The following is a 21,924-nucleotide window of genomic DNA, read 5'->3' as shown; positions in this document are numbered from 1 at the left end:
CTATTCGCCCGGAGCCTACTGGGTGCCGCACCGCTCACTTCACTTCGGACCAGGGAATGGTCTCGATCCGTTCGAGGTGCTCCTCGCCCCACTCCCCGAGCGCGGCCATCGCGGTGTTGAGGGAATCCCCGAACTCCGTCAGCGAATACTCCACCTTCGGCGGAACCTGGTGGTACACCTCGCGATGCAGCAGTCCGGTGGTCTCCATCTCGCGCAGTTGCAGGATCAGCACCCGCTCGCTGATGCCGGGCACCGCGCGCCGCAGCTCCCCGAAACGCAGTGGCCCGTCCTGGAGCGCGAACAGGATGAGCCCTTTCCATTTGCCGCCCACGACGGCTATCGCGGCGTCGAGGCCGCAGGTGAACGTGCGGTTCTTGGTCATCGCTTCACATACCTTTTTGTCAGTACCTGGCGAAATAGTAGGTACTTGATCGAATGTACGCGACCGCCCAGCATGGAGTCATCCCGAAGATTTCCTTGGACTGGAGCGAAAAATGCCGAAGATGCCGGTGACCGTCGTGGGCCTCGGTTCGATGGGTTCGGCCCTGGCGGACACCTTCCTGGCGGCCGGGCATCCCACCACCGTGTGGAACAGGACGGCCTCGAAGGCCGAGCCGCTGGTCGCGCGTGGAGCGATCCTGGCCGCGACGGCCGGGGACGCGGTGCGGGCGAGCCCGTTGACCATCGCCTGCCTGACCACCTACGAAGACACCCGCGCGGCCTTGGAGCCCGCTTCCCTGACCGGACGCTCATTGGTGACGCTGAACAGCGGCTCACCCGCGGGGGCGCGCCGCATGGCCGAATGGGCGAAGGAGCACGGCGCGCGATACCTCGACGGCGCGATCAAGAACGTGCCGTCGGCCGTGGGCGCGCCGGACACGCTGCTGTACTACGGCGGCGACAAGACCGTCTTCGACGAGCACCTGGACACGTTGCGCGTGCTCGGCGGCGACACCGTCCACCTCGGCGAGGACACCGACCTCGCGGCGCTGTACGAAACGGCCGTCGGCGGCACCCTGCTGCCCGCGCTGGTCGGGTTCTTCCAGGGTGCCGCCGCGCTGCGGTCGCGCGGGCTCGCGGCCGAGACGCTCCTGCCCTACGCCACCAAGTGGTTCGAGATGATCATCTCGGTGCTTCCGGTGTTCACCAAGGAAATCGACAGCGGCGACTACTCGGATCCCGCGTCATCGGTGGACATCTTCCACGCCGGCGCCGCCGCCGACCTCGGACTGGCCGAGGAAGGCGTCGACGTCGCGTGGCAGCAGCCGATGCACGACCTCGTCCGGCGGGCCGTCGAGGACGGGCATGGCGACCGCAGCATCGCGGTCCTGACCGAACTGCTCAGCGTTGGGGCCGCAGGGTCTTCGACCACAGCGAAGCACCCGTAGCGTCCCTCAGGTCGACCGTGAGCGCGCCGCTCCGTCCGTCGATGTTCACCTCGCCGAAGTGCTGGAAGCCGTCGGCGGGCGAGGTGTTCGCGGCGGGCGGGGCGTGCACGAACACCGCTTCCGGCCCGAAGGTCGGGTCGAGGGTGTTCGGGCCGAACGCGCCGGCGTTGAGCGGGCCGGAGACGAACTCCCAGAACGGGTCGAAATCGGTGAACGACGCGCGATCCGGCGAGTAGTGGTGTGCCGCGGTGTAGTGCACGTCGGCGGTCAGCCAGACGACGTTGCGCACGCGGCGCCGCGAGATCTCCCGCAGCACCCAGGCGAGTTCGGTTTCGCGGCCGCCGGGCGCGCCGGGCAGGCCGTTGGCGACGCCCTCGATGGCCTTGCCGTCCGGGACGGTGAGCCCGATCGGCAGGTCGGCCTGGATGATCTTCCAGGTCGCGGTGCTGCGGTCGAGCGCGTCGACGAGCCAGCGGGCCTGACGGTCGCCGAGGACGCGGCCCGGCTTGGTCTGGTCGGAGGTGTTGGCGTCCTTGTAGGTCCGCATGTCCAGCACGAACACCTCGGCGCGGGAACCGTGCCGGAAGTTGCGGTACACGCGGCCGTCGACGGCCTGGCGGCGGTCGATCGGGTGCCATTCGTGGAACGCCTTGAACGCCCGCGCGGCGAGCACGTCGACGCGCTTTTCGGTGTATTCGGGGCGGTCGTCGAGGATCTCACCCGGGTACCAGTTGTTGACGACTTCGTGGTCGTCCCACTGGACATACGCGGGCACGTTCGCGGTGAAGCGCTTGAGGTTTTCATCGAGCAGGTTGTAGGCGAACTGGCCGCGGTACTCGTCGAGCGTCTCGGCGACCTTCGCCTTCTCCGGGGTGACGATGTTGCGCCACACGCGCCCGCCGGGCAGCGCGACGGTCTCGGTGAGCGGCCCGTCGGCGTAGACCGTGTCTCCACAGTGGAGGAACAGATCGGGACGGCGATCGGCCATCGCGCGGTAGATGGTCATGCCGCCGCGTTCGGGGTTGATGCCCCAGTTCTGCCCGGCGACGTCGCCGGACCACAGCAGCCGGACGTCCGAGCGGCCGACCGGGGCGGTGGCGAAGCGGCCGGTGACGGCCTCGCTGCGGGCGCGGCCGTCGAGGTCTTCGGCGGTGACGCGGTAGTGGACCTCGGTCCCCGGCATGAGGCCGGCGACGCGGACCTTGCCGGTGCCGCCGGTCTCCGGGCTCATCACCGGGCCGCGCACGACGCGCGCGTGCCGGAACGACGGATCCCGGGAAACCTCCACGATCAGCCGCGACGGCCGGTCGGCGCGCGACCAGACGATGCCGGAGCCGGTGGTGACGTCGCCCGACTGGACACCGTGGGTGAGCACCGGGCGGTCGCGGCGGAGGAGCGGGACGGCGTTCGCGGTCGCGGTTCCGGGGAGGAGCAGTCCGCCCGCGACCGCTCCGGCGCCGGTGAGACCGGCTTTGAGCAGCGTGCGGCGGTTGTGGTGGGTTGCGGTCATGGCGCGGTTCTATCCCGTGGTCACGGCCGGTGGGCCAACGGCGGTTGACCTGGTGATGAACGAACGGGCGGTAGCCGGCTCAACCGTTCGGTCGATGCCTCCCCGTGTCGGCGCCGGTACTTTCGATCACGGGGATGGTCGATCCGGATGGGGGAACGATGCGAAGATTCCAGCGCGGTCTCGTGCTGCTCACGGCGGCTTTGGCGGTGTCGAGCCTGACGACAGGGGTTTCGTCGGCGGACGAGCTGGGCAGGTCGCGGGCGGTGATCCGCTACACCGAGTACGGCATCCCGCATATCGCGGCGAAAGACTTCGACGGGCTCGGTTACGGCTACGGGTTCGCCGCGGCCAAGGACAACATCTGCGAACTCGCGAACACCTACCTGACGGTGTCCGCGCGGCGATCCGCGTACTTCGGCGCGGGCGGCCAGGGCAACCCGGCGATGAGCGAGGCGGAGAACAACCTCGACAGCGATCTGCACTTCCAGCGGATCAACGACTCGGGCGTGGTCGAGCGGCTGCTCGCGCGGCCCGCGCCGCACGGCCCGCGGACCGAGGTCCGGGAGCTCGCGGCCGGATACATCGCGGGCTACAACGCGTACCTGAAGCAGACCGGCGTCCAGCGCATCACCGATCCGGTCTGCCGCGGCGCGGACTGGGTCCGGCCGATCACCGAACTCGATTTCTACCGGCACTTCTACGCCGTCTCCTCGGTGGGCGGGCAGGGCCTGCTCGCGGCCGACCTCGTCCGCACCCGGCCGCCGTCCACAAAGGACGCTCCGGCCTCGGGTCCGGAGGCCGCGCCGAAGATCGCCGACGGCCTCCGCAAGACCATGAAGACCGGCGAACTCGGCAGCAACGGCATCGCCGTCGGCGGAGACGGGACGAAGTCCGGCGGCGGCCTGCTGCTCGGGAATCCGCACTATCCGTGGCAGGGCGGGCGCCGGTTCTGGCAGTCGCAGCTGACCATTCCCGGCCGGTTCGACGTCGCGGGCGGCAGCCTGCTGGGGCTCCCATTGCCGCAGATCGGCCACAACACCGACGTCGCGTGGACGCATACGGTGTCGACGGCGATCACGTTCGGCCTCTTCGAAGTACCGCTGGCACCCGGCGACCCGACGACGTACCTGGTCGACGGGAAACCGGAGAAGATGACCGCCCAGGAGGTGAAGGTCGAGGTCCGGGAGCCGAGCGGCGAGCGGCGGCAGGTCGCCCGCACCTTCTACGGGACACGGTACGGCCAGGTGCTCGGTTCGGCGTTCGGCGTGCCCACGCCGTGGACGACGAAGTCCGCGCACGCGCTGCGAGACGGGAACGCCGGCAACCTGCGCGGCCTCAACACCTGGTTCGAACTGGCCGGAGCACGCGGCACCACGGACGTCGCCAACGCGCTCGCGCGCACCCAAGGCGTCCCGTGGGTCAACACCATCGCCACGGACAGGGCGGGGAACGCGCTGTACAGCGACATCCAGGTCGTGCCGCACGTCACCGACGAGCGAGCGGCGGACTGCGGAACCCCGCTGGGCCGGGCACTCTTCCCCGGCACCGGACTCTCCATTTTGGACGGTTCGAAGTCGTCGTGCGCCTGGGGTTCCGATCCAGGATCCTTGGAACCGGGCCTGTTCGCACCATCCCGGCTGCCACTGCAGCAGCGCCGCGACTACGAACTCAACGCCAACGACAGCGCCTGGCTCTCCAACGCCCGCGCACCGATCGCGCCGCTCCCCCGGATCGTCGGCACGACCGGGACCCAGCGGTCGGACCGGACGCGGGAAGCGCTCATCGCCACCGAAGAGGGCTTGGCGGGCAAGGGATTCACGCCGTCGTCGATGAAGGACATGCTGTACCGCGACCGAAGCCGCACCGCGGAACTCGCCGCCGCCGACACGGCGAAGATGTGCGCGGCTTTCCCGGGAGGACAGGCTCCGTCCACGTCGGGGCCGGTGCCCGTCGGCGACGCCTGCACGACATTGGCTTCCTGGGACCGCACATTCCGGCTCGACAGCCGCGGCGCGCTCTTCTTCGAGCGGTTCGTGGACCGGATCGGCGGACTGCGGGGCATCTGGCAGGTCCCGTTCGACCCGAAGCAGCCGGTCACCACGCCGAACACCCTCGCGACCGGAAACCCCGAGGTGCAGAAGGCCTTCGGTGACACGCTCGCGGAATTCCGCGCCAACGGCATCCCAGTCGGCGGCAGGCTGGGCGACCACCAGACGGTGACCCGGGCCGGGCAACGGATCCCGATCCACGGCGGACCGGGCGACCTCGGCGTGCTCAACGTGATCACGGCGCGGTGGGATCCGGCGCGAGGCAACCACGAGGTCAGGCACGGATCCAGCTACGTGCAGGTGGTCGGGTTCGATGGCAAGGCCTGCCCGGACGTCTCGACGATCATGACGTACTCGCAGTCGACCGACGTCACTTCACCGCATTTCGCCGACCAAACGCGGTTGTACTCGCGGGGCGGCTGGGTGCGGGGACGCTTCTGCGCCGCGGACATCGCGCGGTCGCCGGAGCTCCGGGTGGTGAGGCTGCGCTGACAAAACCTCGTGAGTGGTAAGGACGGTTAGAACCGTCCTTACCACTCACGAGGCCTACTGAGCCTGTTGCTGGCTGGGCAACGTCCCGGCAGCCATCCGCCGCGCCACATCGCGGCGCAGCCACAGCAGCCACAGCCAGATCCCGAGGAAGATCACCCCGAGGATCGCCACGGCGGGCAGCGCGACGAAGAACGCGATCAGCGCGACCTGCAGGACGAGCACCGCGGGCACCGCCCAGGGCTTCTTCAGGAACCCGCACAGCACGATCAGCGCGACCGCGATGACGATCACCGACCAGCCGGTGAGCGAGCCGACGCCGCCGCCGAGTTTCGCCACCACCGGCAGCGCGAGCGCGACGGTGATGCCCTCCATGATCAGCGAACCGGCCATCACGCCGCGGAAGGACTTCATCGGGTCCTTGGCGGGCGGCTTCGGGGTTTCGTCGGTCACGCCGGCTCCTTACCGAACAGGGTCCTGGCCTCGCCCGCGGTGACGACCGAGCCGGTGACCAGCACGCCCCCTCCCGCCAGGGGTTCCTCGGGGTCGTCGCTCTGCTCGACGAGGCCGATGGCGGTCTCGATCGCGGCGTCCAGGCTGGGCTCGGCCACGACCCGGTCTTCGCCGAAAATCGAGATGGCGATGTCGTTGAGCTCGTCGAGCGGCATCGCACGCGGGGACGAGTTCTTGGTGACGACGATCTCGGACACCACCGGTTCGAGGGCGTCCAGGATGCCGCGGGCGTCCTTCTCCGCCATCACGCTGACCACGGCGGCGAGACGGCGGAAGGCGAACTCTTCGGCGACGGTGGTCGCGAGCGCTTTGGCGCCGTGCGGGTTGTGGGCGGCGTCGAGCAGCACGGTCGGCGCGGCGCGGACGCGCTCCAGCCTGCCGGGGGTCTCGACTTCGGCGAAGGCCTCGCGGACCGCTTCGATGACCAGCTGCTTGTCCTTGCCCGCGCCGAAGAACGCTTCGACGGCGGCCAGCGCGAGCGCGGCGTTGGCCGCCTGGTGGGCGCCGTGCAGCGGCAGGAAGATCTCGTCGTAGACCCCGCCGAGGCCCTGCAGCTTGAGCATCTGCCCGCCGACGGCGACCTCCCGCTCCAGCACGCCGAACTCGCTGCCGGCGCGGGCGACGCTCGCGTCGACCTCGACGGCGCGTTCCAGCAGGATCTTCTGCACTTCGGGGTCCTGCTCGGCGATCACCGCGACGCTGCCGGGCTTGATGATCCCGGCCTTCTCCACCGCGGCCTTGGCCGGAGAGCCACCGAAGTACTCGACGTGGTCGACGCCGATCGGGGTGATGACGGCGACGTCGCCGTCCACGACGTTGGTGGCGTCCCAGGAGCCGCCGAGCCCGGTTTCGACGACCGCGGCCTCGACGGGCGCGTCGGCGAAGGCCGCGAACGCCATACCGGTGAGCACCTCGAACTTGCTCATCGGCACCGCGTCGGGCCCGCCCGCGTTGTCCACCATGGTCACGTACGGCGCGACGTCGCGGTACAGGTCGACGTACGCGGCGGCGGAGATGGGGGCACCGTCGAGCGCGATCCGCTCGGTGACCAGCTGCAGGTGCGGGCTCGTGTACCGGCCGACGCGCAGACCCATCCGGGTCAGCAGCGCGTCGATCATCCGGGTGGTCGAGCCCTTGCCGTTGGTCCCGGCGACGTGCAGCACCGGGTAGCCGCGGTGCGGTTCACCCATGAGGTTGACCAGGGCCGCGATCCGGGCGAGGGACGGCTCGATCTTGGTCTCGGGCCAGCGCTGGTTCAGCTCGGCCTCGACGGCGAGCAGTTCGCGGCGCGCCTGCTGCCCGTTCGGGTCGGCCGGGGCGAACTCGTCGCCCTGGTCGTCCAGTTCGTGCAGTTCCACGTCCTCGGGGGCGACGAGGTCCGGCACGGGGCCGAGCGCGAGGTTGTCCCCCAGCTGCCCGATCCCGCCGATGCCACCCCGTGCACCGCCGCCCGCCTGGTACGCGGCGTCGGGTGCGTCCAGATCCGGGTCGGTGTCGTCGGACGGATCGTGGGCGCGGGCCCCCAATTCGTCGACACCGGCGAAACTGTCCAGATCTGCCAGGTCCGGGGATTCCCTGAAATCTTCGGAATCCCGGCCGTCACCTCGCGGCACGAACTCTCCTCTTAGCCTTGCTACCTGTCGGACCGAGTCTACGTGCGGCTTTTCCTGGCACTCTCGACGCATGGGGTTCAACCACAACGACCACTACCACCCGCTGCTGCTCGACCAGCTGCCTCCCGGCCCCGGCGTGGCACTGGACGTGGGCTGCGGCGGCGGGCGGTTCGCGCGGCGGCTCGCGGCGACCGGGATGCACGTCGAGGCGATCGACCGGTCCGGTCCGATGATCGAGCTCGCCCGCGCCGCCGGTTCACCGGGACCGGGCACGATCTCGTACCGGCAGGCCGACGTGGTCGCCGAAAAGCTGCCGGAGGCGGCGTACGACTTCATCTCCTGCCTCGCTTCGCTCCACCACGTGCCGTTCGACACGGTCACGAAGCTGCGTGACGCGCTGGTCCCGGGCGGTGTGCTGGCCGTGCTCGGCCTCGGCAGGCCCAGCACGTTCGCCGACTACGCGCGGGCCCTCGTGGCCACCCCGGTCAACGCCGTGGCCAGGGTGATCGTGTACGCCGGAGACCGGCTGAACGGCGGGGTCGATCCGCTGCCGGCGGCGCCGATCGCGGAGACCTACCCGCCGATGAACCGGATCCGGCGCGACGCGGGCCGCCTGCTGCCGGGGAGCAAGGTCCGGAACCTGCTCTTCTTCCGCTATCTCCTCGTCTACCGGCGGCCGGAAGATGATCACCCGATGTGACACCCCAAGCGGGTGAAACCGGCACCCGACCACCCGATCGGCGGCGCCGACGGGAGCGGATCCGGTTCATTTTTGAGAGGCCATCCAGTCCGGAGATCGGGGTCCTCATGCGCTACAGACGCGTCCTGTTCGCGGCCGTCTCGACCGTCGTCCTGCTGATCGCCTCCGCCACGGCGGCCACCGCCACCACGCGGTCCTACCGGAATTACGTCGCGCTGGGTGATTCCTACACCTCCGGGCCGCTCATCCCGCTCCCCCGCCTCGACCCGCTCTTCTGCGGCAAGTCGACGCAGAACTACCCGTCGATACTCGCCTCGGCACTGCGGGTCCGCTCCTTCACCGACATCAGCTGCGGTGGCGCCGACACCACCGACATGACGCGGCGGCAGAGCGTCACCCTCGGCAGCAACCCGCCCCAGTTCAGTGCCCTGCGCGCGAACACCGACCTGGTCACGGTCGGGATCGGCGGCAACGACTACGGCGTCTTCGGCACGCTCGTCGGCACCTGCCCGTCACTGCGCGCGAGCGATCCCACGGGGAACCCGTGCCAGGACCGGTTCACCGTGGGTGGCGTCGACACCATCAAGGCCAAGATCGCCGACACCGGCAAGAACGTCGAGAAGGTGCTGGCCGGGATCCACGCCCGCTCGCCGCGTGCCGACGTGCTCGTCGTCGGCTACCCGCGGATCGCGCCGGAACGCGGCTACTGCCCGAAGATCCTGCCCTTCGCCGAGGGCGACTACGCGTGGCTCAACGACGTCGAGAAGGCGTTGAACTCGGCGATCGAGAAAGCCGTCGCCGCCGATGGCAAGGCGACCTTCGTGGACACCTTCGGTCCGTCCGCCGGGCACGACGCCTGCGCGAAGAACGGGGCCGCCTGGATCAACGGGCAGCACACGAAACTGCTCGCCGCGGCGGCTTACCACCCGTATCGCACGGGGATGGCAGGCGTAGCCGGAGTGATCCTCCGTCACCTCCGCTGAAAGCCTCGTGAGTGGCAAGGACGGTTCTAACCGTCCTTGCCACTCACGAGGTCAGGAGGCGGGAAGCGTCGCCAGCCGGGCGTTGATGCGCTCGATATCCGCGACCGCGGTCTCCTTGCGGGCCCGGATCTTGCCGATCACCGGCTCCGGCGCCTTGTCGATGAAGGCCTGGTTGCCGAGTTTGGCCTCGGCCTGCGCCAGTTCCTTCTCCGCCGCGCCGAGGTCCTTCTGCAGGCGCTTGCGCTCGGCGGCGACGTCGATCGTGCCGGACAGGTCCAGCTCCACGGTCACCACACCGGCCGACAGGCCGACCTCGAGCGACGCGCTCGGCGCGAAGCCCTCCTCGGGCTGGGTGAGCCGGACCAGCGCACGGATCGGCTCGTCGTGCCCGGTGATCTCGGCGAACCCGTCGCCGGACAGCCGTGCGGCCACCTTCTGGCTGGGCTTGAGGCCCTGGTCCGCGCGGAAGCGGCGGACCTCGGTGACCAGCTTCTGCACGTCCGCGATCCGCTTGTCCGCCACGGCGTCGGCGTACGAGGCGTCGGCCACCGGCCATGGGGCGACCACCAGCGATTCGCGGCCGGTCAGCGCCGTCCACAGCTTCTCGGTGATGAACGGGATGAACGGGTGCAGCAGCTTCAGCACGGTGTCGAACACGTGCCCCAGCACCGCGCGCGTCGCCGTCACGCGGGCCTCGTCACCCTGGAAGACCTGGACCTTCGACAGCTCCAGGTACCAGTCGCACAGCTCGGTCCAGGTGAACTGGTACAGCGTGTCGGTGGCCTTCGCGAACTGGTAGTCCGCCAGGTAGCCGGTGACCTCGTCGACGACGTTGCCGAGCCTGCCGAGGATCCAGCGGTCGGCCTCGGTGAGCTCGGCGGCAGGCGGCAGCGAGGCGTTCGCGTCCGCGCCGTTCATCATCGCGAACTTGGTGGCGTTCCAGAGCTTCGTGGTGAAGTTCCGGGAGCCCGCGACCCACTCCTCGCCGATCGGCACGTCGGTGCCCGGGTTGGCGCCCCGCGTGAGGGTGAACCGCAGCGCGTCCGTGCCGTACTTGTCCATCCACTCGATGGGGTCGACGCCGTTGCCCGCGGTCTTCGACATCTTCTTGCCGAACTGGTCGCGGACCATGCCGTGCAGCGCGATGGTCTTGAACGGCGCCTCGCCGGTGGCGTAGAGGCCGAACATCATCATCCGCACGACCCAGAAGAACAGGATGTCGTAGCCGGTGACCAGCACCGACGTCGGATAGAACTTGTTCAGGTCCGGCGTCTTCTCCGGCCAGCCGAGGGTGGAGAACGGCCACAGCCCCGAGGAGAACCACGTGTCGAGGACGTCCGGGTCCTGGGTCCAGCCCTCACCCGAAGGCGGCTCCTCGTCCGGTCCGACGCAGACGACCTCGTCGTTCGGGCCGTACCAGACCGGGATGCGGTGGCCCCACCACAGCTGGCGCGAGATGCACCAGTCGTGCAGGTTGTCGACCCAGTCGAAGTAGCGCTTCTCCATCTCCGCCGGGTGGACGTTCACGCGGCCGTCGCGCACCGCGTCGCCCGCGGCCTTCGCGAGCGGGCCGACCTTGACGAACCACTGCAGCGAGAGCCGCGGCTCGATCGGCTCCTTGGACCGCTCGGAGTGCCCGACGCTGTGCAGGTACGGACGCTTCTCCGCGACGATGCGGCCCTGCTCCCGCAGCTTCTCCCGCACCGCGACACGGGCCTCGAAGCGGTCCATGCCGTCGAACTCGGTGCCGGTGCCGTCGATCCGGCCCTGCTCGTCCATGATCGTGATCATCGGCAGGTCGTGCCGCTGGCCGATCTCGAAGTCGTTCGGGTCGTGCGCGGGCGTCACCTTGACCGCACCGGTGCCGAACTCCGGGTCGACGTGCTTGTCCGCGACGATCGGGATCTTGCGCCCGGTCAGCGGAAGCTCGACCTCGGTGCCGATGAGGTGGGTGTAGCGCTCGTCGTCCGGGTGGACCGCGACGGCGGTGTCGCCGAGCATCGTCTCCATCCGGGTGGTGGCCACGACGATCGCGTTCTCTCCGTCGCCGTAGCGCATCGAGACGAGTTCGCCCTCGACCTCTTCGTGCTTCACCTCGGCGTCGGACAGCACCGACCGCAGCTCCGGCGACCAGTTGACCAGCCGCTCGGCGCGGTAGATCAAGCCGTCGTCGAAGAGCTTCTTGAAGATCGTGTTGACGGCCTTGGACAGGCCGTCGTCCATGGTGAACCGCTCACGGGTCCAGTCCACGCCCTCGCCGAGACGCTTCATCTGGGCGAGGATCTTGCCGCCGTGCTCGTTCTTCCACTGCCAGACGCGCTCCACGAAGGCCTCGCGGCCGAGCTCGCGGCGGCTGGTGCCCTCGGCGCGGAGCTGCTTCTCGACCAGCGCGTGGACCGCGATGCTCGCGTGGTCCATGCCCGGCAGGTACAGCGTCTCGTCGCCGAGCATGCGGTGGTAGCGGGTGATGGCGTCGATCAGGGTGTGCTCGAACGCGTGCCCGATGTGCAGCGAACCGGTCACGTTCGGGGGCGGGATGACTACCGTGAACGGCGGCTTGTCCGACGTGGGGTCGGCCGTGAAGTAGCCGGCGTCTACCCAACGCTGGTAGAGCGAGGCTTCTTCGTCGGCCGGGTTCCAGGTACCCGGAAGGTCGGTCTGCTGCGGCTGGGCGTTCTCGGTCACAGTTGACAAGTCTACGAACCCTCTCCATCGAGTTCCTCACCGGCCGTAACGCCGCGATGGTCCGGGTAAGGTGGCCGGTGGAATTCGGCGGCGGATCACACCAACCGGGGGACACGAGTCAGATGGACGAAGAGGACCGGCGGATCGAGACCCACCCGGACCTGGTGGACCCGAGCTGGCAGAAGCACGCCGAACTGGACGCCTGGCTCGGCGCGAAGAAGGAGCTCAAGAAGAAGCGCCGCAAGCAGCGCAAGGCGGCCGCCGGTGGCGGCTACTCCGCGCCGGGGTCGAGCCGGTGGCCCGGCGTCGCCGCGCTCGTCGCCCTGATCGTGCTGGTCGTGGCCGCGGTGACGGTGAACGCGGTGCAGGAACGCGGCGTCAACGAGACACCTTGGTTCCCGCTGGACGAATCGCAGATCACCCGGCTCGTCACCGACGCCTGACCCCTCGGTCGCGCGCGGAAGCGGCAAGGCGCACGATGGGGTCATGACCCGCGAAGCACCCGCGAACGACGTTGACGAGACACAGCTCGAAGTAGGGAAACCGAAGAGCTGGGCGGCCGGGATCCCCGGGGTCGCCGTCTCCCTGATGCGCGGCATGGAACAGATGGGCGCCGCGCGCACGGTGAAGACGCTGCGCCTGCTGAACCAGCGCGACGGCTTCGACTGCCCAGGCTGCGCCTGGCCGGAGCCGCGCGAGGTCGACGGTGAGCACCGCAAGCTCGCCGAGTTCTGCGAGAACGGCGCGAAGGCCGTCGCCGAGGAGGCGACGAAGCGCCGCGTCGGCCGCGAGTTCTTCGCCACGCACTCCATCCACGACCTGGCGGACAAGACGGATTACTGGCTCGGGCAGCAGGGCCGCATCACCGAGCCGTTCGTGCTGCGCGAGGGGGCTTCGCACTACGAGCCGATCTCCTGGGACGACGCGTTCACGCTGGTCGCGGACGAGCTTCGCGCGCTACAGGACCCGAACGAGGCGATCTTCTACACCTCCGGCCGCACCAGCAACGAGGCCGCCTTCCTCTACCAGCTGCTCGTGCGCTCCTTCGGCACCAACAACCTCCCCGACTGCTCCAACATGTGCCACGAGTCCTCCGGCGCGGCGCTCGCGGCCACGACCGGGATCGGCAAGGGATCGGTGTCGCTCGCCGACATCCACCAGGCGGACCTGATCGTGGTGGTCGGCCAGAACCCGGGCACGAACCACCCGCGCATGCTGTCGGCGTTGGAGGAGGCCAAGGGCAACGGCGCGAAGATCATGGCGGTCAACCCGCTGCCCGAAGCCGGTCTGATGCGGTTCAAGAACCCGCAGAACGTCCGCGGCGTGGTCGGCAAGGGCACCCCGCTGGCCGACGAGTTCGCGCAGATCCGGCTCGGCGGCGACCTCGCGCTGTTCCAGGCGATCGGTCACCTCCTGCTGAAGTGGGAGCAGGAGACCCCCGGCACGATCGTCGACCACGCGTTCATCGAGTCGTCCTCCGAAGGGTTCGAGGACTACGCGAAACATCTACGGGAGATCGACTGGGCCGAGGTCGACGCGGCGACCGGGTTGCCGCGGGAGCAGATCGAGCGGCTGGCGCGGATGATCGCGACCTCGAAGCGGACCATCTACTGCTGGGCGATGGGCCTGACCCAGCACAAGCACGCGGTGCAGACGATCTCCGAGGTCGCGAACCTGGCGCTGGTGCGCGGCATGATCGGCGAACCGGGCGCGGGCCTGTGCCCGGTGCGCGGGCACTCCAACGTCCAGGGCGACCGGACGATGGGCATCTGGGAGAAGATGCCCGAGTCCTTCATGGACAGTCTCGACGCCGAGTTCGGCATCAAGGTCCCGCGAGACCACGGGCACGACACCGTCGCCGCGATCCGCGCGATGCGGGACGGCGAGGGCAAGGTCTTCTTCGCCGTCGGCGGCAACTTCGCGTCCGCCACCCCGGACACGGAGCTGACCGAGAAGGCGCTCAAGTCGTGCTCGCTGACCGCGCACGTGTCGACGAAGCTCAACCGCTCGCACGTGGTCCCCGGCAAGACCGCGCTGATCCTGCCCACCCTCGGCCGCACGGAACGCGACGTCCAGGCGGGCGGCGAGCAGTTCGTCACCGTCGAGGACTCGATGTCGCAGGTGCACACCTCACGCGGCAGGCTGGCCCCGGCCAGTGAGCACCTGCTGTCCGAGGTCGCGATCATCTGTCATCTCGCGGAGGCCCTGCTCGGCGCCGGGCACGCCGTGCCGTGGCGGGACTTCCACGCCGACTACGACCTCATCCGTGACCGGATCGCCCGTGTCGTCCCCGGCTGTCACGACTACAACGCCCGGGTGCGCGAGCCGGACGGGTTCGTCCTGCCGCACGCGCCGCGCGATTCCCGGCAGTTCAACGGGACCGCCAACGGCAAGGCGAACTTCACCGTCTCCGAACTCGAGTATCCCGAGGTTCCCGAAGGCAGGCTGCTGCTGCAGACGATGCGCAGCCACGACCAGTACAACACCACGATCTACGGGCTTTCCGACCGCTACCGCGGGATCGAGGACGCGCGGCGCGTGGTGCTGGTGAACCCCGAGGACCTGGTTTCGCTCGGACTCGCCGACGGCGCGATGGTCGACCTGGTCTCGGAATGGCGGGACGGCGACCGCCGGGCCCCGCGGTTCCGGGTGGTCTCCTACCCGACGGCGAAGGGTTGCGCGGCGGCGTACTTCCCCGAGGCGAACGCGTTGGTACCGCTGGATTCGGTGGCCGACAAGTCGAATACCCCGGTGTCGAAGGCGATCGTGGTGCGGCTGGAGCCGGTGACCGCACCTTAAGCGCGCCCGGTCGGCGGTGTCGGGAGGGCTCGGCAGGGGTCCACCGTGAAGTGGCCAACCCACTTCGCGGAAAGGCCTTGCCATGTCACGAAGATCGACTCTGCGCTGCTTCGCCGCCCTGGCCTCGCTCTTGCTCGTCGCGGTCCTGCCCGGCGCGGCCACCGCCGCTCCGGGCGCACCGCCGCCGTTGTCCTTCGTCTCCCAGCTCGACCTGTCCTGCTACCGGACCGAGGGCTACAAACCGCCCCCGGTGGAGCTCACCCTCACGCACCTCAACCCCGTCCTCGCGAAATTGCCGTCGGAGACGGTCAAGCTGGGGGAACGCCGACAGCTCTGCGTGCCGGTCGCGAAGAACGGCGCGATCCCGCCGCCGGGGATCGTGGACTACATCCGCTGGGTGGACCTGTCGTGCTACCGGATCGAAGGCCGTGCGGTGGAATTCCCGCTGACGCTGAGTCACCTGAACCCCGTCGTACAGAAGCTCGGCATCCAGGATTCCCACGTCACGATGTTGTCGCCGGAGCAGTTGTGCGTCCCGGTCGCGAAGAACGGGAAGCTGCCGCCGCCGGAGATCCTGTCGTTCGTGCGGCACATCGACCTCGAGTGCTACGCCCTGCGCGTCCTCGGCATCCCCACCGTCCCGTTCCCGCTGACGCTGGGCCATCTCAACCCGGTGCTGGCCGACCGGCCGAAGGTGGATGTCAAGGTCGGCAACGCGCGGCAGTTGTGCGTCCCGGTGGCCAAACGCGGTGACGAGATCCCGCCGGAGGTGCTCGGCACCGTCCAATGGCTGGATCTGGCGAAGGCGGACGTCGGCACCGCGCCCAGCGTCGTCGGGCCGGTCACGCTGAAACTGACCCATCTGAACCCGGTGCTGGCGCGGCTTCCCGGCGAAGAGGTCGTCATCACCGAACCGGTGCAACTGGGCCTTCCGGTGGCCAAGAACGGCAAGGTCCCGCCGGGCTGAGAATCAGTCGATGCAGCCGGCACCGTCCGGGGTGATCGGCTGGTCGCCCTGAGCGGGCGCTCCCCCGCCCGCGGACACGCCAGGTCCCTTGTAGACCTGGCCTAGTACGACCTCGACCTGGCCCGCGGCGACCGAATCGGCTTTCTGGACGTCCAGTCCACCGAGCAGTTTCGCGATCTCCGCCGCGGGCCCGGCCGCGTCGCTGTACCGGACGACCGACGTCCGCCGCCCGGCCTCGGCCTTCGTGTCGCCCTTGCCGAAACCCTTCTCCGCCAGCAGATCCGAGACGCGGGCGGCGAGACCGTCCTTGCCACTGGCGTTGACGACGTCGACCTTGGGGCCGGCGGGCGCCTGCGGGGTCGCGGGCTGCGCGCCGATCAGCGAAGCGGCGAACGCGCGCACCTGGGCGGGATCCACCTGCACCGCGGTCCAGGTCGGATGCCGGGGGTCGTAGCGGTAGTCGGGGTTGACCACCGGGATCGTCTCGAACGCGATACCGCCGCCGGACACCCCGCGCATCTGCCGGACGAAATCGAGCAGGTCCCACGAACCGTCGAGCACCACCGAACGCTTCACCGCGTCGATCAGATCGGACACGCGCGCCGGGTTGGCGAGGGTCCCGCCGGACAGCACCTTCTGCGCCAGCCCCGCGAGGAACACCTGCTGACGACGGACGCGGTCGAGGTCGCTGCGAGGCAGGTTCTTGCGCTGGCGGACGAAGGCGAGCGCGTCGGCGCCCTGGATCGTCTGCCGCCCGGCCGGGAAGTCCGCGCCGGAATCCCGGTCCTTGGTGGCCTTGTTCAGGCAGACCTCGACCCCGCCGACCGCTTTGCTGATCTCGTAGAAGCTCAGCAGGTTGACCTCGGCGAAGTGATCGATCTTGACGCCGCTGAGCTCCTCGACCGCTTTCAGGGTCGCCTTCCGGGCGGCGGTGATCGCCTGCTTGTTGATCTCGGCCTTGTCGGTCTTGCCCGCCGCGCGCTGCTCGCTCGCCGAGGCGAACTTGGTCCGGCCGAAGATCTCGTTGATCTTGCTCTTGTCCTTCGTGCCCGGCTGCGCGACCCACGAGTCACGCGGGATCGAGAACGCCTTCACGGCCTGCTGCCCGTTGGGGATGCGGAGCACGATGAGCGTGTCGGTCAGGTCGTCGCCGTTCGCGCCTGCCCGCAGTTCGCGCAGGACCTCCGGCGGGAGCGGCCGGTCCTGGTTGTCGGTCCGCGCGTCGCGGCCGACCAGGAGGATGTCCAGTGAACCGTCGGCGGGCTGCTCTCCCGGGTCCGGCGTTTCGATCACGTCTTCACGCGTGACGCCGTCGAGCGACTCCAACGTCGTGTACCCGTACGCGGTCCCGCCGAACACCGCCACCGCCAGCGCGGCGACCAGGACCTTCCCCAGCTTGTGCACATCCCTAAGACGCGCGGGAGGCCCTCATTGATGCATAGGTGATCCAGTTCACATCCGCAGGTACGACGCGCCGTTCAGGTCCAGGATCGCGCCGGACGCCCACGCGGCGTCGCCGGAAGCGAGGTAGAGCACCGCCGCCGCGACCTCCTCCGGCGTGCCGACCCGGCCGAACGGGCTCTCGCCGCTCGCGCCTTCGACCTTCGCCGCGACCCGGTCCGTCGCGGTGAAGCCGGGGGCGACGGTGGTCACGGCGATCCCGTGCGGAGCGAGGGCGACGGCGAGCGATTGCCCGAGCGAGTGCAGCGCGGCCTTGCTCGCGCCGTACGCCGGGAACTCGGGTTCGCCTTTGAAGGCTCCCCGCGAGCCGATGTTGACCACCCGGCCCGCCGCGCCGCGCCCGATCATGTGCCGGGCCACGCAGTAGGTCACGTTCGCGGTGCCGAGCACGTTGACGTCGAGCATCCGCCGCCAGACCCGCTGCCAGTCCTCATAGGACACTTCGGCGACAGGATGGGCCGAAGGCGCGGACGGCGCGAAGGCGGCGTTGTTCACGAGGACGTCCACCCCGCCCACCAGCGCCTCGGCCTCGTCGGCGACCCGCTGCGCCACCTCGGGATCTGAGAGGTCGCCCTGGACCAGCCCGTGGCCGGAACCGGGCAGCTCGCCGAGGGTCCGCTCGGCGTCCTCCCGCTTCGAGGCGTAGTGGACGGCGACACGGTCGCCCTTTTCCGCGAAGGCGCGGGCGATCGCACGGCCGATGCCGCGCGACGCCCCGGTGACCAGAACTCCCACGCCCCGACCTTACTCAGCCGCCGAAAAGCTGAACCACCTTGCGGAACAGTTCGTAGACACCGTAGGCGAACGGGAGCGCGACCCACAGCCAAGCGAAGATCATCAGCCCGGTGCGGCGGCGTTCGGGAGCCTGTTCGGTCATCGGGCCTCACTCCTCGCGGGCTCGCCGGACGGCGCCGGCTCGTGGTACTTCGGGTCGACGGGGCGCACCAGTTCGTTGGCGACGAAACCGACCACCAGCAGGCCGATCATGATGAACAGCGACGTCGAGTAGAGGTCGGGGCCGACCTTGCCCGCCGCCTTCTGGCTGTCGGCGATGGCGTTGACGATGAGCGGCCCGAGCACCCCCGCCATCGACCACGCGGTCAGCAGCCTGCCGTGGATCGCGCCCACCTGGTAGGTGCCGAAGAGGTCCTTCAGGTACGCCGGCACGGTGGCGAAGCCGCCGCCGTAGAAGGACAGGATCAGCATCGCGCAGAGGACGAACACGAGCTTCGAGGCGTTGGTGGTCAGCGCGATCACCAGGTACAGCAGGGCCCCGGCACCGAGGTAGAGCCGGTAGATGTTCTTGCGCCCCACCAGGTCCGAAGTGGACGACCAGACGAACCGGCCGAGCATGTTGGTCAGCGAGAGCAACGCGACGAACCCGGCCGCGGCGGCGGTGCCGACCGGTGTCGAGGTCTCGCGGAAGAAGTCCGCGATCATCGGCGACGCCTTCTCCAGGATGCCGATGCCCGCGGTCACGTTGAAGCACAGGACCACCCAGAGCAGCCAGAACTGCGGCGTCCTGAGGGCGTTGCGCGCCGACACGTTCGCGGTGGTGATCATCGCGTTGCCGTGGTCGGTCTTCGGTTCCCAGCCCGCCGGCTTCCAGCCGTCGGCGGGAACACGGACCAGCAGGATGCCGAGGGTCATGAAGACCGCGTAGACCAGGCCGTGCACCAGGAAGGCCGTCGCGACCGTTCCGGCCGACCACGGCGCCGCGCCCAGCATCTGCGAGGACCACGGGGAGGCGATCAGCGCGCCGCCGCCGAAGCCCATGATCGCGATCCCGGTGGCCATCCCCGGCCGGTCCGGGAACCATTTGATCAGCGTCGACACCGGCGAGATGTACCCGATGCCGAGCCCGATGCCGCCGATCCCGCCCCAGCCGAGGACGACGAGCCAGTACTGCGACGTCACCACGCCGAGCGCGGAGAGCAGGAAGCCCGAGCTGAAACAGACCATCGAGACGAACATCGCCCAGCGCGGCCCGTTGCGTTCGACGAGCGTCCCGCCGAACGCCGCCGACAGCCCGAGCATCACGATGCCGAGCTGGAACGGCAGCGCGCTCTCCGTGCCGCTGAGCCCGAGGGTCTTCTCCAGCGGTGGTTTGAAGACGCTCCACGCGTACGCCTGCCCGATCGACAGGTGGACGGCCAGCGCGGCGGGCGGCACCAGCCAGCGGCTCCAGCCCGGCGATGCGACGATGCGGGAACGGTCCAGGAAGCCGACAGCCATCCGGCGCCTCCGTACTCTGAGGATGTGCACTGGGAATGTATTACTTAATTCCCGACGTTGCAGTACTCAGGTGTTGAATGTTTCAGCGTCGAGTAACCGGTCAGAAGGGTGGACCCCACGTGGGCAGGGTGACGGTGCGGCGTCCGGTGCGGAAGATCTCCGCCACGAAGGACGTGCGACGGCCCGACGCGCTCGCGGCCGAAGAACCGCTGGAGATCCGGGTCGGCGGCAAGGCACTCGCGGTCACCATGCGGACACCCGGCAACGACGTGGAACTGGCGCACGGGTTCCTGCTGTCGGAGGGCGTGCTCACCTCGCGCGAGGACGTCGCGGTCGCGCGGTACTGCGACGGCGTCGACGACCAGGGCCGCAACACCTACAACGTCCTGGACATCGCGCTGGCCGAAGGGGTGGCTCCGCCGGAGACGGGTGTCGAGCGGAACTTCTACACCACGTCGTCGTGCGGCGTCTGCGGCAAGGCCGCGCTCGACGCGGTGAAGCTGAAAAGCCGGTTTTCGCCGGAGAAGTCCGAGTTCACGGTGAGCACCGACGTACTGGCGAAGCTTCCGGACACGCTTCGCGCACACCAGAAGGTGTTCTCCAGCACCGGCGGCCTGCACGCGGCCGCCCTGTTCGACGGTGACGGGAACCTCGCCGTCGTCCGCGAGGACGTCGGCAGGCACAACGCCGTCGACAAGGTGCTCGGCTGGGCGCTGCAGGAGGGCCGGATCCCCGCGGCGGACGTCGGGCTGCTGGTGTCCGGGCGCGCTTCGTTCGAACTGGTGCAGAAGGCCGCCATGGCCGGGATCGGCCTGCTGGCGGCGGTTTCCGCGCCGTCGTCGCTGGCCGCGGAACTGGCCGACGAGAACGGCATGACCCTGATCGGTTTCCTGCGCGGTGACAGCATGAACCTCTACAGCGGGGAACAGCGGGTGCTCGGCCTGGACTGAGCCTGGCGCGACGTGTTGCGAAAGCCACTTCCGCAACGTTGAAGGTTGCGGAAGTGGCTTTCGCAACGCCGGTAGAGGCAGCAGATCTCCTCCGACCAAGCGCGGCGTCACGTCGCGAAAGTCCGGTGGCCCCTTACTCCGCGCCCACCCAGTTGCCGTGGAAGCCGTTCGGCACCCGGTCCGGCAGGTGCACGGCGCCGACGGTTTCCAGTGTCCCCGCGTCCAAAATGGTCAGATCGCTCTTCTGCGTCGCGGCGTCGTAGACGAAGCCCATCAGCACCCCCTCGTCCTCCCCCGCGTCCACAGAGGACGGAACGAAGACGAACTCCCCCACCTGGCTGCCCGCACCGAATTCCCGCGAAGCGACCGAACGGTTCCACAGGTCGTGTTTGAGCAGTGACCCCGAGGACGCCGATCCGTCCCTTGTGGACACCGAGTAGCCGAAGCGGTGCCGTCGTCCCACCAAACGCTCGTCGACGCGCGGGAACTCCTGCCCCTGGTCGTCGAGACGTTCCTCGACGACCTTGCCGACACTCAGGTCTATCGTCCAGCGGTCCAGGGTCGGCGGCCCCTCGGCGGGTCCGAGCAGTTCGGTGTCGAACATCTTCGGGTGCCGGACGACGTCCAGCACGATGTCGTCACCGTCGTCGTAGGCGTTCAACGGGTGGAAGACGTAGCACGGCTCGATCTCGAACCAGCGGACGTCGCCGTTGCCGCCTTCCCGCGGCATGACCCCGATCCGCGCCGGGTACTTCGGGTTCCAGCGGTACGGCAGGCCCGCGTTGCCCGAGATCCGCTGGCGCAGCTTCGCCCCGAAGGGATCCGGCACCTTCACTTTGCCCACCAGCGCGGACATCACGAGCCGCGCGGGCGTGCGCAGGACCGACGGGACGGACGCGGCGACGGCCTGGTCGCTGTCGAAGGCGACCGGGAGGTCGTAGAACACGACATGCTTCTCGGTCAGGGAGAAGTCGTGCATCATCGGCGAGCCGGTGACCTCGACGTCGACCGTGCGGCGCGCCCGGCCGTGCGCGTCGATCACCGAGTACTGGACCTTGTTTCCCGACCCGAAGAAGTACGACACGGCGTGCAGTTCACCGGTCTCCGGATCGCGCTTCGGGTGGGCGGTGTAACCACCCGGCAGCGTGCCGTCGAAGTCGCAGGCGCCGACGGTGTCGAGTTCGTCGGTCAGCTCGAAGCTCGTGGCGCCGCCCTCGATCAGCGCGAGGGTCTTGCCCGCGTGGCCGATCACGTTCGTGTTGGCCCCGAAAGAGGCCGCGTCCCCACCGTCCCAGCGCTCACCGAGTTCCCGTGCGAGCCGGGGATTGCGCACCCAGCGGTTGCGGTACCACTCGGCGCGGCCGTCCCGCAGCCGGACACCGTGCACCATGCCGTCGCCCATGAACCAGTGATAGGTCGCCGGGTCCACTTCGGACAGCGGGTTCGGCCCGTTCCGCAGATAGCGCCCGTCCAGGTACTCCGGGATGTGCCCGGTGACGCTCAGTTCGGTGATCGTGTGCTCACGGCTGACCGGGGCGAAGTTGCCCTCGAGGAACTTGTTGCCCATCACTGGCCCCCTACCG

The 21,924-nt window shown here is 69.2% G+C and carries 18 protein-coding genes; 8 read left to right on the top strand and 10 right to left on the bottom strand.

What is annotated here, in order from left to right; all coding sequences use genetic code 11:
• Positions 1-34: 34 nt before the first annotated feature.
• Positions 35-382 (bottom strand): winged helix-turn-helix transcriptional regulator, encoded by a 348-nt coding sequence (locus tag ACZ3HL_RS01800; protein WP_465416410.1) that lies wholly within the window; start codon positions 380-382, stop codon positions 35-37.
• Positions 383-494: 112 nt separating this feature from the next.
• Between ACZ3HL_RS01800 and ACZ3HL_RS01795 the strand changes: the two genes are divergently transcribed.
• Entirely contained in the window at positions 495-1,388 is an 894-nt protein-coding gene (locus ACZ3HL_RS01795) for an NAD(P)-dependent oxidoreductase (RefSeq protein ID WP_465528142.1), read from the top strand.
• Here ACZ3HL_RS01795 and ACZ3HL_RS01790 read toward each other — a convergent pair.
• Positions 1,342-2,898: an alkaline phosphatase D family protein gene (locus ACZ3HL_RS01790; protein WP_465528140.1), complete on the bottom strand. Its 1,557-nt coding sequence runs from the start codon at positions 2,896-2,898 to the stop codon at positions 1,342-1,344. The two genes, ACZ3HL_RS01795 and ACZ3HL_RS01790, sit on opposite strands and share 47 nt — an antisense overlap.
• 158 nt (positions 2,899-3,056) lie before the next feature.
• On the opposite strand from ACZ3HL_RS01790, the gene ACZ3HL_RS01785 reads away from it, so the two are divergent.
• A complete protein-coding gene (locus ACZ3HL_RS01785) occupies positions 3,057-5,438 on the top strand; it encodes a penicillin acylase family protein (RefSeq protein WP_465528138.1) in 2,382 nt (793 codons plus the stop codon).
• Positions 5,439-5,492: 54 nt separating this feature from the next.
• Here the strand turns inward: ACZ3HL_RS01785 and ACZ3HL_RS01780 are convergent, their stop codons facing one another.
• Positions 5,493-5,888 carry a DUF4233 domain-containing protein gene (locus ACZ3HL_RS01780; protein ID WP_240594590.1) on the bottom strand — a complete coding sequence of 132 codons (396 nt, stop codon included), beginning with the start codon at positions 5,886-5,888 and terminating at the stop codon, positions 5,493-5,495.
• Positions 5,885-7,561: a bifunctional tetrahydrofolate synthase/dihydrofolate synthase gene (folC, locus tag ACZ3HL_RS01775; RefSeq protein ID WP_465528136.1), complete on the bottom strand. Its 1,677-nt coding sequence runs from the start codon at positions 7,559-7,561 to the stop codon at positions 5,885-5,887. The genes ACZ3HL_RS01780 and folC overlap by 4 nt, the downstream gene beginning before the upstream one ends.
• Positions 7,562-7,631: 70 nt before the next feature.
• Between folC and ACZ3HL_RS01770 the strand changes: the two genes are divergently transcribed.
• Together ACZ3HL_RS01770 and ACZ3HL_RS01765 are read left to right on the top strand one after the other, a co-directional pair.
• On the top strand, positions 7,632-8,261 hold the full coding sequence (locus ACZ3HL_RS01770) for a class I SAM-dependent methyltransferase (RefSeq protein WP_465528134.1): 630 nt from the start codon (positions 7,632-7,634) through the stop codon (positions 8,259-8,261).
• Between the two features lie 107 nt (positions 8,262-8,368).
• A complete protein-coding gene (locus ACZ3HL_RS01765) occupies positions 8,369-9,244 on the top strand; it encodes an SGNH/GDSL hydrolase family protein (protein ID WP_465528132.1) in 876 nt (291 codons plus the stop codon).
• A gap of 51 nt (positions 9,245-9,295) precedes the next feature.
• Here ACZ3HL_RS01765 and ACZ3HL_RS01760 read toward each other — a convergent pair whose 3' ends face one another.
• The gene (locus ACZ3HL_RS01760) at positions 9,296-11,929 is read right to left on the bottom strand and encodes a valine--tRNA ligase (RefSeq protein ID WP_465528130.1); all 2,634 of its coding nucleotides are present in this window, start codon (positions 11,927-11,929) and stop codon (positions 9,296-9,298) included.
• Between the two features lie 122 nt (positions 11,930-12,051).
• On the opposite strand from ACZ3HL_RS01760, the gene ACZ3HL_RS01755 reads away from it, so the two are divergent.
• The 3 genes from ACZ3HL_RS01755 (at position 12,052) to ACZ3HL_RS01745 (ending at position 15,695) form a co-directional block, all read left to right on the top strand.
• Positions 12,052-12,372, top strand: a complete 321-nt coding sequence (locus ACZ3HL_RS01755) for a hypothetical protein (protein ID WP_465416428.1) — start codon at positions 12,052-12,054, stop codon at positions 12,370-12,372.
• A 43-nt stretch (positions 12,373-12,415) separates the two neighbouring features.
• Positions 12,416-14,728 carry an FdhF/YdeP family oxidoreductase gene (locus ACZ3HL_RS01750; RefSeq protein ID WP_465416430.1) on the top strand — a complete coding sequence of 771 codons (2,313 nt, stop codon included), beginning with the start codon at positions 12,416-12,418 and terminating at the stop codon, positions 14,726-14,728.
• A gap of 82 nt (positions 14,729-14,810) precedes the next feature.
• Positions 14,811-15,695 (top strand): hypothetical protein, encoded by an 885-nt coding sequence (locus ACZ3HL_RS01745; RefSeq protein ID WP_465528128.1) that lies wholly within the window; start codon positions 14,811-14,813, stop codon positions 15,693-15,695.
• Between the two features lie 3 nt (positions 15,696-15,698).
• Here ACZ3HL_RS01745 and ACZ3HL_RS01740 read toward each other — a convergent pair whose 3' ends face one another.
• Genes ACZ3HL_RS01740 through ACZ3HL_RS01725 form a run of 4 tightly spaced genes read right to left on the bottom strand, consistent with a single transcriptional unit; the run spans position 15,699 to position 19,391 of the window.
• The gene (locus ACZ3HL_RS01740) at positions 15,699-17,099 is read right to left on the bottom strand and encodes an LCP family protein (RefSeq protein ID WP_465416436.1); all 1,401 of its coding nucleotides are present in this window, start codon (positions 17,097-17,099) and stop codon (positions 15,699-15,701) included.
• A gap of 48 nt (positions 17,100-17,147) precedes the next feature.
• The gene (locus ACZ3HL_RS01735; protein ID WP_465528126.1) at positions 17,148-17,891 is read right to left on the bottom strand and encodes an SDR family NAD(P)-dependent oxidoreductase; all 744 of its coding nucleotides are present in this window, start codon (positions 17,889-17,891) and stop codon (positions 17,148-17,150) included.
• Positions 17,892-17,904: 13 nt separating this feature from the next.
• Positions 17,905-18,033, bottom strand: coding sequence for an MFS transporter small subunit (locus tag ACZ3HL_RS01730; RefSeq protein WP_400945053.1), 129 nt, complete (start codon positions 18,031-18,033; stop codon positions 17,905-17,907).
• Positions 18,030-19,391, bottom strand: coding sequence for an L-lactate MFS transporter (locus ACZ3HL_RS01725; protein ID WP_465528124.1), 1,362 nt, complete (start codon positions 19,389-19,391; stop codon positions 18,030-18,032). The genes ACZ3HL_RS01730 and ACZ3HL_RS01725 overlap by 4 nt, the downstream gene beginning before the upstream one ends.
• A 119-nt stretch (positions 19,392-19,510) precedes the next feature.
• Here ACZ3HL_RS01725 and fdhD point away from each other — a divergent pair, with 119 nt between their 5' ends.
• Positions 19,511-20,341 carry a formate dehydrogenase accessory sulfurtransferase FdhD gene (gene fdhD / locus ACZ3HL_RS01720; RefSeq protein ID WP_465416443.1) on the top strand — a complete coding sequence of 277 codons (831 nt, stop codon included), beginning with the start codon at positions 19,511-19,513 and terminating at the stop codon, positions 20,339-20,341.
• 133 nt (positions 20,342-20,474) lie between these two features.
• Here the strand turns inward: fdhD and ACZ3HL_RS01715 are convergent, their stop codons facing one another.
• Entirely contained in the window at positions 20,475-21,908 is a 1,434-nt protein-coding gene (locus tag ACZ3HL_RS01715) for a carotenoid oxygenase family protein (RefSeq protein ID WP_465528122.1), read from the bottom strand.
• Between the last annotated feature and the right edge of the window lie 16 nt (positions 21,909-21,924).

This window comes from Amycolatopsis sp. NPDC000009 (genome assembly GCF_055563465.1).
The sequence above is the reverse complement of the archived record's forward strand: the minus strand, read 5'-3'. Positions and strand labels throughout refer to the sequence as shown.

Bases quoted from the DNA above. Each gene is read 5' to 3' on its own strand.
- ACZ3HL_RS01800 (WP_465416410.1), bottom strand. From the start codon at position 382: ATGACCAAGAACCGCACGTTCACCTGCGGCCTCGACGCCGCGATAGCC.
- ACZ3HL_RS01795 (WP_465528142.1), top strand. From the start codon at position 495: ATGCCGAAGATGCCGGTGACCGTCGTGGGCCTCGGTTCGATGGGTTCG.
- ACZ3HL_RS01790 (WP_465528140.1), bottom strand. From the start codon at position 2,898: ATGACCGCAACCCACCACAACCGCCGCACGCTGCTCAAAGCCGGTCTC.
- ACZ3HL_RS01785 (WP_465528138.1), top strand. From the start codon at position 3,057: ATGCGAAGATTCCAGCGCGGTCTCGTGCTGCTCACGGCGGCTTTGGCG.
- ACZ3HL_RS01770 (WP_465528134.1), top strand. From the start codon at position 7,632: ATGGGGTTCAACCACAACGACCACTACCACCCGCTGCTGCTCGACCAG.
- ACZ3HL_RS01765 (WP_465528132.1), top strand. From the start codon at position 8,369: ATGCGCTACAGACGCGTCCTGTTCGCGGCCGTCTCGACCGTCGTCCTG.
- ACZ3HL_RS01755 (WP_465416428.1), top strand. From the start codon at position 12,052: ATGGACGAAGAGGACCGGCGGATCGAGACCCACCCGGACCTGGTGGAC.
- ACZ3HL_RS01750 (WP_465416430.1), top strand. From the start codon at position 12,416: ATGACCCGCGAAGCACCCGCGAACGACGTTGACGAGACACAGCTCGAA.
- ACZ3HL_RS01745 (WP_465528128.1), top strand. From the start codon at position 14,811: ATGTCACGAAGATCGACTCTGCGCTGCTTCGCCGCCCTGGCCTCGCTC.
- ACZ3HL_RS01730 (WP_400945053.1), bottom strand. From the start codon at position 18,033: ATGACCGAACAGGCTCCCGAACGCCGCCGCACCGGGCTGATGATCTTC.
- ACZ3HL_RS01725 (WP_465528124.1), bottom strand. From the start codon at position 19,391: ATGGCTGTCGGCTTCCTGGACCGTTCCCGCATCGTCGCATCGCCGGGC.
- ACZ3HL_RS01715 (WP_465528122.1), bottom strand. From the start codon at position 21,908: ATGGGCAACAAGTTCCTCGAGGGCAACTTCGCCCCGGTCAGCCGTGAG.